This window comes from Alcaligenes sp. HNGD-HTN06, assembly GCF_049932565.1.
GTDB lineage: Bacteria > Pseudomonadota > Gammaproteobacteria > Burkholderiales > Burkholderiaceae_B > Alcaligenes > Alcaligenes ammonioxydans.
The window spans coordinates 1,182,880-1,196,788 of the sequence record NZ_CP187782.1 but is presented as its reverse complement, the minus strand read 5'-3'; the positions used below and the strand labels follow the sequence as shown (position 1 = coordinate 1,196,788).

At 57.7% G+C, this 13,909-nt stretch carries 12 protein-coding genes; 2 read left to right on the top strand and 10 right to left on the bottom strand.

The genetic code is table 11. From position 1 onward, the window contains the following. Positions 1-6: 6 nt before the first annotated feature. The 9 genes from ACOZ42_RS05440 to flhD all read right to left on the bottom strand — a co-directional run bounded on the left by ACOZ42_RS05440 (position 7) and on the right by flhD (position 9,572). Entirely contained in the window at positions 7-1,065 is a 1,059-nt protein-coding gene (locus ACOZ42_RS05440) for a protein-glutamate methylesterase/protein-glutamine glutaminase (RefSeq protein WP_003804702.1), read from the bottom strand. Positions 1,066-1,129: 64 nt separating this feature from the next. Further along, entirely contained in the window at positions 1,130-1,972 is an 843-nt protein-coding gene (locus tag ACOZ42_RS05435; protein ID WP_230406275.1) for a CheR family methyltransferase, read from the bottom strand. 4 nt (positions 1,973-1,976) lie between these two features. Next, complete coding sequence (locus ACOZ42_RS05430) at positions 1,977-3,713, bottom strand: methyl-accepting chemotaxis protein (protein WP_003804706.1); 1,737 nt, start codon at positions 3,711-3,713, stop codon at positions 1,977-1,979. Between the two features lie 126 nt (positions 3,714-3,839). After that, positions 3,840-4,340: a chemotaxis protein CheW gene (locus ACOZ42_RS05425; RefSeq protein WP_003804708.1), complete on the bottom strand. Its 501-nt coding sequence runs from the start codon at positions 4,338-4,340 to the stop codon at positions 3,840-3,842. A gap of 16 nt (positions 4,341-4,356) precedes the next feature. Further along, on the bottom strand, positions 4,357-6,459 hold the full coding sequence (gene cheA / locus ACOZ42_RS05420; protein ID WP_003804710.1) for a chemotaxis protein CheA: 2,103 nt from the start codon (positions 6,457-6,459) through the stop codon (positions 4,357-4,359). Positions 6,460-6,546: 87 nt separating this feature from the next. After that, positions 6,547-7,485, bottom strand: coding sequence for a flagellar motor protein MotB (gene motB / locus ACOZ42_RS05415; protein ID WP_003804712.1), 939 nt, complete (start codon positions 7,483-7,485; stop codon positions 6,547-6,549). A 12-nt stretch (positions 7,486-7,497) separates the two neighbouring features. Then, complete coding sequence (gene motA, locus ACOZ42_RS05410) at positions 7,498-8,373, bottom strand: flagellar motor stator protein MotA (protein WP_003804713.1); 876 nt, start codon at positions 8,371-8,373, stop codon at positions 7,498-7,500. Between the two features lie 191 nt (positions 8,374-8,564). Further along, positions 8,565-9,215 carry a flagellar transcriptional regulator FlhC gene (flhC, locus tag ACOZ42_RS05405; RefSeq protein ID WP_003804715.1) on the bottom strand — a complete coding sequence of 217 codons (651 nt, stop codon included), beginning with the start codon at positions 9,213-9,215 and terminating at the stop codon, positions 8,565-8,567. A 30-nt stretch (positions 9,216-9,245) separates the two neighbouring features. Further along, positions 9,246-9,572 (bottom strand): flagellar transcriptional regulator FlhD, encoded by a 327-nt coding sequence (gene flhD / locus ACOZ42_RS05400; RefSeq protein ID WP_003804716.1) that lies wholly within the window; start codon positions 9,570-9,572, stop codon positions 9,246-9,248. Between the two features lie 437 nt (positions 9,573-10,009). Between flhD and ACOZ42_RS05395 the strand changes: the two genes are divergently transcribed. Beyond that, positions 10,010-10,507, top strand: a complete 498-nt coding sequence (locus ACOZ42_RS05395; RefSeq protein ID WP_003804718.1) for a C40 family peptidase — start codon at positions 10,010-10,012, stop codon at positions 10,505-10,507. A 99-nt stretch (positions 10,508-10,606) separates the two neighbouring features. Here ACOZ42_RS05395 and ACOZ42_RS05390 read toward each other — a convergent pair whose 3' ends face one another. Further along, on the bottom strand, positions 10,607-12,205 hold the full coding sequence (locus ACOZ42_RS05390) for an FAD-dependent oxidoreductase (protein WP_426345629.1): 1,599 nt from the start codon (positions 12,203-12,205) through the stop codon (positions 10,607-10,609). Positions 12,206-12,391: 186 nt separating this feature from the next. Here ACOZ42_RS05390 and glpK point away from each other — a divergent pair, with 186 nt between their 5' ends. Continuing rightward, the gene (glpK, locus tag ACOZ42_RS05385; protein ID WP_131071433.1) at positions 12,392-13,885 is read left to right on the top strand and encodes a glycerol kinase GlpK; all 1,494 of its coding nucleotides are present in this window, start codon (positions 12,392-12,394) and stop codon (positions 13,883-13,885) included. Positions 13,886-13,909: the final 24 nt, after the last annotated feature.

Below are 13,909 nucleotides of genomic sequence, written 5' to 3'. Positions count from 1 at the left end.
GCCCGTTTATACACGGTGCCCAAAGGCCCCCACACTGGCTAGAATTCGTTCGCTGATCTGCCCCAACGGCAAGGCGATATCCGTTGCGCCAATTTGCAAGGCTTCACGCGGCATGCCAAAGACCACACTGGTTGCCTCATCCTGGGCAAAGGTCAAGGCTCCTGCCTGTCTCATGGCCAGCAGGCCTTGTGCGCCATCCTTGCCCATGCCGGTCAGAATCACCCCCACGGCATTGCGTCCGGCCAGCTCGGCGGCAGAGTGAAACAGGACATCGACTGAAGGCCGATGACGATTGACCGGTTCGCTATCGACCAGCTTGACCACATAATTGGCCCCTGAACGGGCCAGCTTCATGTGAGCGACCCCGCCTGGCGCCAGATACACGTGGCCGGGCAGCACGCGTTGACCGTCCTCAGCCTCATGTACCTGCATGGAGCACAAGCCATCGAGTCGGTTCACAAACGAGCGTGTGAAACCGGCAGGCATATGTTGGGTAATCATGATGGCCGGACAATTGGCCGGCAAGGGCTCAAGCACTTGGCGGATGGCTTCCGTGCCACCCGTGGAGGCGCCAATCATGATCAGTTTTTCAGTCGTTGAAAAATTATGCGTCAGGCGGCGCGCCGGGGCCGCGCCTGGCACGGCCGGAACAGCACGGCGCGGACGGGCAATGGAGGCCGCACGGATCTTGTCGGCAATCAGGTCCGAGTAATCGAGCAGGCCATCGCGCAGGCCCAGCTTGGGCTTGGTCACAAAGTCCACGGCGCCCAGCTCCAGTGCACGCAAGGTGACATCCGAATTGCGCTCGGTCAGCGAAGAGACCATCACGACCGGCATCGGACGCAAGCGCATCAGGCGCTCCAGAAAATCCAGGCCGTCCATGCGAGGCATCTCCACATCCAGCGTCAGGACATCTGGATTGTGTTCTTTGATCAGCTCGCGCGCCACCAGCGGGTCCGGGGCTACCGCCACCACTTCCATATCCGCATGACTGTTGATAATTTCCACCATCAGGCTGCGCACCAGGGCGGAATCGTCTACACACAAAACTCGAATTTTCTTCATGCTACTCATAATCCCGATTTCAAGCGCCGACAGAGCCTGGCGCTTGGCAAGAGGCGGTCAGGCCCTAATTGCGGACATATACCGTCTGACCAAGCAGGCGAAATGCCTTGGTCAGGTAAGAGAAATTCTCCGAATGCCCGACAAACAGCAGGCCGCCCGGTTTGGTCACGGCGGCAAATCGCTCCAGAATGCGCGTCTGGTCATCCCGATCAAAATAAATCATGGTGTTTCGACAGAAGATCACATCAAAACGACTGGACGAGGGCCAGGTTGGCCCCACCAGGTTGAACTCCTCGAACTCCACCATGTTGCGCAACACGGGCTTAACCCGTGCCAGCCCTTTGCGCGCGCCCACGCCGCGCTGAAAATAGCGGGGCAACCAGAGATCGGGCACAGGCTGGATGCGCTCCAGGGTGTAGACCCCCTGCCGGGCCTTGTCCAGGGCAGCCGAGTCAATATCGCTGGCCAGGATGGACACGTTGACATCAGGCGAGGGGCAGTGCTCGCGCACAGTCATGGCAATCGAATATGCCTCCTCGCCGGTCGAGGCCGCACTGCACCAGATATCCAGCGGCTTGCCGCGTGTGCTGACAAATTTGCCCAGAATATCGAAGTGATGCTGCTCGCGAAAAAACGCAGTGTGATTGATGGTGAAAGCGTTAACAAAATCCTGCCATTCCTGGCTGTGCGTGTCCTGCTCCAGAACGTCCAGGTACTGACGCACTTCCCGCAACCCCGCACCTTGGCTGCGCATGCCCAACGTGCGGGCCACCATGTCTTCTTTGTGGGTACCTAAGATGATGCCCGCATACGACTTGAGCAAGCGCGCGGCTCGCTCACAGTCGGCCCTCGAGGCTTGCGGGATCGAGGGCAATGTATAAACAAAAGGTTCCACAGATGTGCTCATATCGCTACAGGCTGGCCAAGGTCCCGCTAAAAGGCCCCGTCGACAGACGCTCGGTGGAACGCAAACGCTCCGGTCCGGACGACTCAAACGGATCATCAATAATGTCGTGCGCGCTCACCTTGAACGCCGACACCGCATCGGACAGACGGGTGGCCTGATCCTGCAAAGACCCGGCCGCTGCGCTCGCCTGCTCCACCAGAGCCGCGTTTTGCTGCACAACCACATCCATTTGTGCAACCGCCCGGTTTACCTGCTCAATCCCCTCGGACTGCTCGTTCGAGGCGGAAGAAATTTCTGCCATGATGGTGGTCACGCTCTGTACCGAACTGACCACTTCCATCACCACCTTGCCCGCCTCATCCACCTGGCGGGTCCCTTCCTTGACCTTGGCCAGCGACTGCTCGATCAAACCCTTGATCTCGCGGGCGGCCTGCGCACTGCGCTGCGCCAAGCTACGCACTTCCCCGGCCACCACGGCAAAACCCTTGCCCTGCTCGCCGGCGCGCGCTGCTTCCACGGCAGCGTTCAAGGCCAGGATATTGGTCTGGAAAGCAATGCCGTCAATCACGTTCACGATCTGCGCGATCTGCCCCGAACTGGCAGACAGATCCTCCATGGTCTGCACCACGGTAGAGACCGCCTGACCGCCACGCAGCGCCACTTCCGATGCGTTCTTGGCAACCTTGTCGGCCTGCTGGGCATTATCGGAGTTCTGGCGAACCGTACTGGCCAACTGCTCCATGCTGGCCGCCGTCTCCTGCAAGGAGGCAGCCTGCTCTTCCGTGCGACTGCTCAGATCCGTATTGCCCACATAAATCTCATGTGAGCCAAAGGTAATCTCCTCCACCCCCTGGCGCACGGTCTGCACCATCGACTGCAGGCTGTTTTGCATACGGCGGACCGCATCGTAGAGCACGCCGATCTCATTGGTGGACTTGACCTCTACACGCTGAGTCAGGTCACCACTGGCAATCCGGTCAAAATGTTCCCCAGCCTGACGCAGGGGACGCAGCACCATGCGATTCAAGAACACATACACCGCCAGGGAAATAAACAGACACAGCACCATGGCCAGTCCGACCAGACGGATTACCAGGTTGTATTGCTCGTTCTCTTTCTGGTACTGGGTATCAATCGAGCGCTGCTGAGCCTCTTGCAAGGAGTTCAAGGCGCTGTACAGATCTTCTTCCAGGAACTTGGTGGTCGTGGCGACATAACTGCGAAAACCCGCAATATCGCCCTGCTCCAGATAGGCAATCAAAGGCAGCACCCCGCCTTGCATCAGCGACATGAATGCCGCATCTACACGCTGATAGTAGTCATTGGTGCCTTCCAGCTGCGTGGCCACGCCCTGATACTCAAAAAACGCTTCCTGGGCACGCTCGAACTGCTTGCGTGTCGCCTCCAGCGCATCACGGGTTGCCGAACTGATCGCTGAGGTTTCAGGCGCCGCATCGCTCCACTCGGCCATCAGGTCCTGGTTTTGCAGATCGTTGCTGACCACATAGCTGATGGCCGCTCGTCCAATCAGGGTTTGGGTCTCTTTGTAGTGCTCGATCGCCTGATACATGGCCGAGCCTACCCGCTGGTTGACCACGATGCTTTGCAGCGCACCGTTATTGGCACGCAGGGACAAAATCCCCAAAGCCGCGCCCGCCACCAGCATTGCCAGAAAAAACACCAGTACCAGAATCAGACTGGTCCGCACCTTCAGATTGGCCAAACGTAATCCATCCAGCATCGCAAGCACCTTGTCTAGAGTAGATCAGAACATCAGAGGCGCTTGTGACGCCTCCCCCGACCCGAACAATCCTTGAAGGACCTGCTCAACAGGCCCCGCTTTGCAAGTCTTTGCAGACTCGGGTGATCAGGCCACCGCGCTATCGACCAGTGCCATCTCTTCGCTGGTCATGAGTTTTTCAATATCCACCAAAATCAGCATGCGTTCACCCAGCGTGCCGATCCCGGTCAGGTACTCGGTCGAGAAAGCTGTGCCAAAGCTGGGGGCGGCACTGATCTGGGACGACTGCAAAACCAGCACGTCCGAGACCCCATCCACCACCACACCTGCTACGCGGTCGTGCAGATTCAGAATCACCACCACGGTCTGGTGGTCGTACTCCACCCGCTCCATGTTAAAGCGCACCCGCAAGTCGGCGATAGGCACAATCACACCGCGCAGATTGGTGACACCCTTGATGAAGTTGGGCACGTTGGCAATACGCGTTACGGTCTGAGAGTCGTAGCCGCGTATTTCCTGAACTTTCAGAATATCGATGCCGTATTCCTGGTCGCCCAGAGTAAATACCAGATACTCCTTGCCGCCAGCCTCGGCAGCTTCGGAGTGGGAAGTAAAGTCGTTGGACATAAAGATCTCCGAATAATCAGGCCCACGTCGAGGCGGGGTCCCGCGCCAGACGTTGCAAGGCAAAAACATCAACAATCAGGGCTACGCTGCCATCGCCCAAAATGGTGGCAGCGGAAATACCCGGAATTTTTCTATAGTTGGCTTCCAGGTTCTTGACCACGACTTGATGCTGCCCGATCAGGTGATCGACCAGCAAGGCAAAGCGCATGTCTTCAGCCTGCAAGATAACGGCAATCGCGCGCGTCACATCGGTCTCGGCCCCCTCAACCGAGAAGATGTCACGCAAGGAAATCAGGGGCAGATACTCGCCACGCACAAACATGACGTGATCGGTATCGGTTACGCGGCGCAACTGCTCTTCAGTAGGCTGCATGGATTCGGTTACATGAGCCAGCGGCAGGATGAACACTTCATTGCCCACCTGTACCGACATGCCGTCCAGAATCGCCAGCGTCAGCGGCAGAACAATACGGGTGGTCGTTCCCTTGCCCGCACGCGAGTACAGCTGCACATGGCCACCCATGCTTTGAATATTGCGTCGCACCACGTCCATGCCTACGCCACGCCCGGAAATTTCCGTAACCTTGTCGGCGGTGGAAAAACCGGGGGCAAAGATCAGTTGCCAGACTTCGTCGTCCGGCATGCTCTCGGTTACCGGCAGGCCCGAGGACATGGCTTTCTTCAGAATACGTTCGCGGTTCAGGCCGGCACCATCATCCACCACTTCAATAATGATGTGGCCACCCTGATGCTGGGCTGACAAGGTCAGCACGCCCTCTTCTTCCTTGCCCGCTGCCAGCCGATCCTCGGGCATTTCAATGCCGTGGTCGATACTATTGCGCACCAGGTGAGTCAGCGGGTCGATAATGCGTTCGATCAGGCTCTTGTCCAGCTCGGTGGCCTGCCCCTTGGTGACCAGACGAATCTTCTTGTTCATGCGTGCGGCACTTTCACGCACCACGCGCGGAAAGCGGCTGAACACATAGTCCATGGGCATCATGCGAATGGACATGACCGACTCTTGCAGATCACGCGCATTGCGCTCGAGCTGCTCGATGCCGTTGAGCAAGCGGTCGTGCACCACCGGGTCCAGCGTAGAGGCCGTCTGCACCAACATGGCTTGCGTGATGACCAGTTCGCCCACCAGATTGATGATCTGGTCGACCTTCTCCACGCCCACACGAATGGTGCCGGACTCCTTGGGTGCTGCCGCCTTGGCGGGTTTGTCGGCCGCTTTGGGAGCAGCAGGAACCGTCGTTGCCGTTTTCTCAGGCTCAGCGGCAACCGGAGCCGCTGCGGGCGCCGGAGCGGCCGGCGCGACAGCGGGGGCTGCAGGCTCGACAACCACTGCAGCCGCGGGAACCACGGCGGGTGCCGCAGTGGACGCAGACGTCACCGCTTGCCCAGGCGCGGCGGCCGGTTTTACCGACACCTGATCGGCATTCAGAATAAAGCAGCACACGGCCAGGATATCGTCAGCCGAACCCGTGGTTTCCACCCAGATATCCAGGCGATCACCTTCGCGAGTTTGATGGACGATGGTGCCCATCAACTCCATTTCCTGTTGCAAGGCCTCGGCATCCTTATCCGAGACCGGCCCCATGGACACCCACAGCGGCAAGCCTTCCGTATTGGCGGCCGGTTCCGGCTCGGGCTCTGCTTCGGCTTCAGCTTGCAAAATCGCTTCTGCGCCTTTCGTGTCCGTTGCCAGAATGCCCTTTTGTTCCAGGGCCAGTTGCCTTAACTGCGCGCAGATGCGAGTGTAGGCTTCCTCGTCAGGCTCCTGTTCCTCGCGGTAGGCATTGACTTGTCCGGTTAGCACGTCCTTGGTTTCCAGAAAGAGGTCAATCATGTCCTTGCGCAATTGCATCTCGCCATTACGGACCAGATCGAGCAGATTTTCGAGTAAATGAGTCGTCTCAGCCAACTGACCGAAACAGCCAAACGTGCCCGCCCCACCCTTGATGGAGTGCGCGGCCCGAAAGATGGCATTGAGCTGGTCACGATCTGGCTCATCCAGATCCAGCTCCAGCAGCAAGCGCTCCATGTCCGCCAGCAACTCATCGGCTTCATCGAAAAAGGTTTCGTAAAACTGACTCAGATCCACGCCGGAGCTCATGAACACTTCCTTCTTGGTTATGGCTTAGAACAACAAAACAAAAAGCACAGCCCAAACCCGTGGGCCATCCGGGCCTGAAAACAGGTCCTAAGGCACTACCGGCAAAGCAGAAGGCATGGCAGGCAAACCGGGAATATGAATACTGATTGGCCCGTCGGTCTCCTGCATGGCTTCGCGCAAATCAAACTCTTGCGAACCACTTGCCGCCTGCTCGTCCATGCGTCGTTCCGCCCGGCTATTGAGCACGAGCAGGCTGATACGCCGATTTACGGCTGCGGCGGGGTTATCTTTAACCAGGCTGACAGTATCGGCCAAACCCAGCACCTGCTTGACCTTGGCCTCGGCCAGACCGCCGGCCACCAGCTCCTGGCGAGCCGCATTGGCCCGATCAGCGGACAGTTCCCAGTTGCTGTAGAGGCGCTCGCCACTGGCGTAAGGCAGCGAATCGGTATGACCGGAAATCAGAATGCGGTTGGGCATTTCGTTGAGCGGGGCGCTAAGCGAGCGCAAAATCGCCCGCATATAGATCTGCACATGCGCACTGCCTGTGGAAAACATGGGGCGGCTTTGGCGGTCAATGATCTGAATGCGCAAACCGTCCTGAGTCATGTCCAGCAGCAATTGCGGACGAAACTCGCTCAAGACCGGATCGATGCGGATCAACTCCTCCAGAGCGGACTTCAAATCTTCCAGACGCTCGACATCCTGACGGTCGTCTGCCGCCTGGCTGGAGTTGACTCCAGAATGGGGGTTGGGAACCAGACTGGGCTGACCGCCTGGAATCACACTGCGTGAATAGTCGGCCTGATAACCGCCGGAGATCGCATCCATCAAGGGCATGCGAAAATAATCGGCGATTTCCTTCAAGTCCTGCTTGGGAACCAGCGAAAGAATCCACATCACCAGGAAAAAGGCCATCATCGCCGTCATGAAGTCGGCATAGGCAATTTTCCAGCTGCCGCCATGGTGTTCGGCATGGGCCATCTTCTTGCGACGGATGACCACGCGATCCTTGTGATTGCTCATGAACGCATCCGCTTAGGCTTTGCGACCGCCACCCGAACGGGCCTGACGGACATGCTCTTCCAGTTCCTGGAACGAAGGGCGATCGGAGGAAAACAGCACCTTGCGACCAAACTCCACCGCCAACTGGGGAGGATAGCCGTTCAGGTTGGCCAGCAAGGTCACCTTGATGCACTCAAGCACCTTGACCGAATCCGAAGTGCGGCGTTCGATGGTCGCGGCCAAAGGAGCCACAAAACCATAAGCGAGCAAAATACCCAGAAACGTCCCGACCATGGCCTTGGAGATCAGATCGGCCAACACAGCAGGCGGCTGATCCACCGATGCCAGGGCTTTCACCACGCCAAGCACTGCCGCCACAATCCCGAAGGCGGGCAAGGCATCGGAGACCTCTCGCAAGGCGCGCGCGGGCACATTGCGCTCGTGCTGGTGGGTTTCAATGTCCTGATCCATCAGGGTTTCGATCTCAAACGAGCTCATATTGCCGCTGATCATCAAACGCAAGTAATCGGACACAAAGTTCATCAAGGCCGGATCTTTCACCACATTGGGGTAATCGGCGAAGATGGGACTTTGTTCAGGGTTTTCGATATCGGCCTCGATGGACATCATGCCATCGCGACGAGCCTTGTTCAGCAGTACGGACAGCATGCCCATCAACTGCATGTACAACTGCTTGTTGTAGGGGCTGCTGCGAAAGGCAATCGGCAAGGCTTTGGCCAGCAGCTTGATGGACTTGCCACTGTTGGACGCAAAATAGGCCCCCAGGGCCGCGCCACCAATCAGCAGTAATTCAAAAGGCTGGTAGAGCGCACCCAAATGCCCGCCCAGCCCTACAAAGCTCCCGAAAACGGAGACGAAAACAATGATATATCCAAGGATAATAAGCACGGATACGCCTTCTTCAAATACACGCTGCTAATGATGGCGGCAAGCAACCGGGCTAAAACGACACGTTAACGGCCTTTTTCCAGCCTAGATCAACGCTTCCGGTTGCCTTGACACATTCAGATTGGTATCAGATCCACATCAAAAACCAGCATCCATCCGGCTTTGCTGCATACTGACGACAAAAGCTATTACTAAACGGGCACGTCTGCCTGAACGGCGACGTGCCCCGAGACCCCGGCTTGCGGCTCTCTGGTCGAGTCGGATTTTCGACTTTTGCCGGCAGGCGATTTCGCTGTGCTGCGCGCCTTGCTGGCACGCGTCTTGCCAGCTCGCGGAGGCGGGCGACAAATAGCGCAAATAAAGCCGGCTTCGGGATCGTGCGCATGGGCCACAAACCCCCCCTTGCAGCGCTCGCATTGGGACAACTGCAACAGGCCACTATCAAAAAAGCGCAACAGCATCCAGGCGCGGGTGAAGCTCAGCACCGGTTCTTCATCTGGCCCCACATCCAGACGACCTGCCGAAGACTGCTCCAGATACAGGCGATACGCCTCGACCAGCGCACGGCTTTTGTCGCAAGGCGTATGCAAGGCCATGAACTGGTAAATGCTGTAGAACAGACTGGAATGAATATTGGGCAGCCAGGTCATGAACCAGTCAACCGAAAAAGGCAGCATGCCTTTAGGCGGCGAGCAGCCTTTGACTTCGCGGTACAAACGGGCCAGCCGGTCGTAACTTAACGATGTTTCTGCTTGCAGAACCTGCAAGCGCGCCCCCAGCTCAATCATGTCGGAAGCAAGCCCAATTTCCTGGGCCTCTTTGGCGACGCTTTTTATAGCCATAGTTCTTGATGTAATAAGTTCGGGACTGGCTCAGCCAGCCTGTTCTGCCGTCGCCCGCTGGGACAGGAGAATGGTGGAGTGAGCCTGCTGCAATACCCCTCCCAGCACATTCTGCGTCAACGTGGTGAGCAGGTCGTAGTCGTTGAAGCGAAAGCCGCAAATCAACGAGCTGGAGCTGGCCAGTTTGACCAGTTGGGCCGGTGACAGACGCAACAAAGTCTCTGCCACATCGGTGTCGAAGCCCAAACGGAACATACCTGCCGAAAAATTCTCCCGCAGCAGACGCTGCGCGAGTAACAAGTACGACAAATTGACTTCCTGAATATCATTCAGCAGCGAATTTTCCGATACGGGCATGTCAGCCATCCTTGTAAATCTGTTAATCAGCTAGTTTCTTGTAACAAAACACATTTAAAACATATAAAGTTACATAAATATGTATCATGCCTGGCAATCTATTGCGTGAATATATTTTTTACATTATCGACGCTTCTGACACACACTGTCTATAAATGCTCTTAAAACATAGAAAACGTCGTATATATGCAATAAATGCATCAAGGCACAGCAGAATATTATCAGATGCTCACTTAATGTTGTAGATATAAACTAGATGTAACATGACAAAAATCAAAACGCTTGTATCAAAAATATGTTTTGTTGCAGATATTGGTCATTAATTAATGCATATTTCGACGATCCCTCTCAGGCTTGGCCTAAAAAGCGACGAAATATCGGATAATCTGCGAGTAGCCCCCCTGCCCGCTGCGCCCTCATCCGTTTTGTAACAGCCCATGGTTCCTGCTGCTTTTACGCAACGTCTGTTCGCCTTATGCCTGAGTTTGGTGCTGGCGGCATGCGCCCATAGCCCCTCGTCCCGTCTCCCTACGGGGCAATCCATCAGCCTGGATAATCAGCGTCGCTCGGCCGTCGTCCTGTCGGCGCTGACCCTGCTGGAGACGCCCTACCGTTACGGAGGCCGTGAACCCTCCACGGGTTTTGATTGCAGCGGACTGGTGCACTATGTCTTTAGCCAGGAATCGAGCTCCCCCATTCCGCGCCGCACCCGCGATCAGGCCAGCGTTGCCCGTCGCGTCAGCCGGGCACAACTGCGCCCCGGTGATCTGGTGTTTTTCAACACGCTGGGCACACCCAACTCACATGTAGGCATTTATATCGGCAAGCAACAGTTCATCAACGCCCCCTCCAGTGGGGGGCGGGTACGGATTGATTCACTTGATAATCCCTATTTCGCCAAACGCTTTGAAACCGCCCGCACCTTTTTTGATTGATGCCCCGGCAAGCCGGCATAAAAAAGAGCCTTGGTCAGCAAGGCTCTTTTTTCATTGACGTTCTCTCAGGCAAGGGCCTGTCAGCAGCAGAACAGGCGCTTATGACGTGGGCACCGTGGCGTATTGCTCGGCCAACTGCAAAAAGGCATCCAATTCCGGCGAACGCCCTGTTTCTTCCAGCATAATCGCCGCCACCGCCGGGGCGATCGACTGCGCCAGACGTGCGTCCAGAAACAAAAGACGCGAACGACGGGCCAGCACATCCTCAACCGTCCGGGCATATTCAAAGCGACAGGCAAAGCGCACCATGGCGACGCTCAAACCAGGAGCCAGATCCTGATCGGCTCCCGGCAGCGTCTGCACCCAATCGGCCTCGCTGCCATAGGCATCCAAGCCGGGCGTACGGCCCAAAACGCGCCGATCCCCCACATAGGAAGCGCCCACCAGACGCTGGTCCTGCGTTCGACAGGCCGGCAAGGGCCCCAGCAGGCCGGACTGCTGACAGCGTTCCAGCACGTCTTCAGCCATGGCCCGGTAGGTTGTCCACTTCCCCCCCGTCACTGTCAACAGGCCATTGGCGCTCACCGTAATACTATGTTCGCGGCTGATGGACTGCGTCTGTCCCGCGGCCGACTCAGCAGCCGGACGCACCAAGGGTCGTAGCCCCACCCAGATACTGCGGACATCCTGTACGGTGGGCGCTTTTTGCAGATAGTTCGCGGATTCCTTCAAAATAAAATCCACTTCCTGAGCCAAAGGACGCGGCTCCAACGGGATATCGTCTCGAGGCGTATCGGTTGTGCCCAGAATCAGTTTGCCCAGCCAGGGCACAGCAAACAAGACCCGCCCATCCTGGGTGCGTGGCACCAGCAATGCATGCTCACCCGGCAAGAATTCCTGGTCGACGACCAGGTGTACGCCCTGACTAGGTGAGACCATGGGCCGCAGTTCGCGCCCAGCTTCCTGCGCATCCAGCTGCCGAATCTGGTCGACCCACACTCCAGTGGCATTGACGACACAAGAGCTCTGGATCTCATAAACCTGACCGCTTTCCTTGTCCTGGCAACGCACGCCAGAGACCTTGCCCTCCCGGTGCATCACCTCCACCACCGGGCAATAATTAATCAGCAAAGCCCCCTTTAAGGCTGCCGTACGAGCCAGCGCCAAGGCCAGACGGGCATCGTCAAACTGACCATCCCAATATTTGACACCCCCTTTCAAGCCACTTTGCCGGGCTCCGGGCAAAAGCTGCCGGATTTTGGATGCACTCAGAAACTGGGTATGCCCCAATCCCTCGCGTCCCGCCAAACCGTCGTATGCCATCAAGCCCACCCCATAGAATGGGGTTTCCCAGCACTTGTAGCTGGGCATGACAAAAGGCAGGCGCTGTGCCAGATGCGGCGCATTGCTCAGCAAATGCATGCGTTCGCGCAAGGCCTCCCGCACCAGACTGACATTGCCCTGGGCCAGATAACGCACCCCACCGTGTACCAGCTTGGTGGCCCGCGAAGACGTGCCCTTGGCAAAATCCCAGGCTTCCAGCACCACCACACTCAAACCGCGCAGGGCGGCATCCAGGGCCACGCCCAGTCCTGTCGCGCCACCCCCTATCACGACCATATCCACCTGCGTGGTGCGCGCCAGGGCACCCAGCATCTGGGCTCTATCGGTCAATAAGGGGGAACTTAATGTAGTCATAAATAAAAGTTGGACCTGAAATTAGCAGACACCCGAAAAAACACTGACTGGCTCGGGATTTACCCTGATTTTAGCCCCTGATCTTTTACCGTCCAGTGAAACTTGTCCGCCTCCTGTGCTCACCCCCCCGAGTAGCACACAGAGCCAGTACACTGTGGACTGCTCCGCTTTTACCGCCTCATTCGCATGACATTCCTACTTGCTCTCGATCAGGGAACCTCCAGCTCGCGCAGCCTTGTTGTAGCGGCAGATGGCCGCATTCTGGCCAAGGCGCAGCAGGAAACTCAACAATACTATCCGCGCACAGACTGGGTGGAACACGACCCCCAGGAAATTCTGGACACTCAGTTTCGGACCGCCCGACAAGCAATCGAGCAGGCAGGTCTACGCCCCCAGGACATTCACGCCATCGGCATTACCAATCAGCGTGAAACCACCGTGCTATGGGACCGGCAAACCGGACAAGCCCTGCACAAGGCCATCGTCTGGCAAGACAGGCGCGCCGAGGACTTCTGCGCCCAGTTGCGCGAGCAAGGGCACGAAGCCCGCATTACCGGAAAAACTGGCCTGCCGATTGATGCCTATTTTTCCGCTTCCAAACTGCGCTGGCTGCTGGACACCGTGCCCGGCGCCCGAGAACGGGCACAGCGTGGCGAACTGGCCTTTGGAACCATCGACAGCTGGCTGATCTGGCACTTGAGCGGCGGCAAGGTGCATGCCACCGATGTCAGCAACGCCTCACGCACGCTGCTCTACAACATTCATCGTCATCAGTGGGATCAGGAGCTGCTGGAGCTGTTCAACATTCCTGCCAGCGTCCTGCCCCAGGTCCAGCGCTCCGCCTCGGAGTTTGCCCGGTGCAGCCCGGATGTCCTGGGCAGCCCCATTCCTATCTGCGGTGTGGCGGGCGACCAACAAAGCGCCCTGTTCGGCCAGGCCTGCACCACACCAGGCATGGCGAAGAACACCTATGGAACAGGCTGCTTTTTGTTGATGCACTGTGGCTCGCAAGTGCCCCATTCCCGGAACGGGCTGATCGCCACCAGCGCGGCCCAGTATGAAGACGCACCCGCCTATGCGCTGGAAGGCAGCGTGTTCATCGGCGGCGCGGTTGTCCAGTGGCTACGCGACGGTCTGGGTGCTCTGGAGCACAGCGCTCAGGTGGAAGCGCTGGCGCGCAGCGTTCCCGATGCACAGGGTGTGCGACTGGTGCCTGCCTTTACCGGCCTGGGAGCGCCTTATTGGGATGCACAGGCGCGTGGGACCATAACCGGGTTGACACGAGCCTCGACCATGGCACACATTGCACGCGCGGCCCTGGACAGCATCGCCTATCAAAGCGCTGCGGTATTGCAGGCCATGAATCGTGACGTCCAAGCCAATGGCGGCCCGGCCCTGCACGAGCTGCGCGTAGATGGCGGCGCGTGCGCGAATAATCTTCTGATGCAATTTCAGGCAGACTTGTTAGGCCTGCCCGTCGTGCGCCCCGTTACTATTGAAACCACGGCCTTGGGCGCCGCTTACCTGGCGGGCCTGGGCAGCGGGCTGTACGCTGGTCCAGCCGATATCGCATCGCTGTGGCAGTGTGACCGGATCTTTGAACCGACCATGTCGCGCGATGAAGCGCAAAACCTGATGCTCAGTTGGGAGCACGCCGTGCGTCAGGCCCGCACTTATTGAACCTGCTGTTTTTTTGACGGAAAC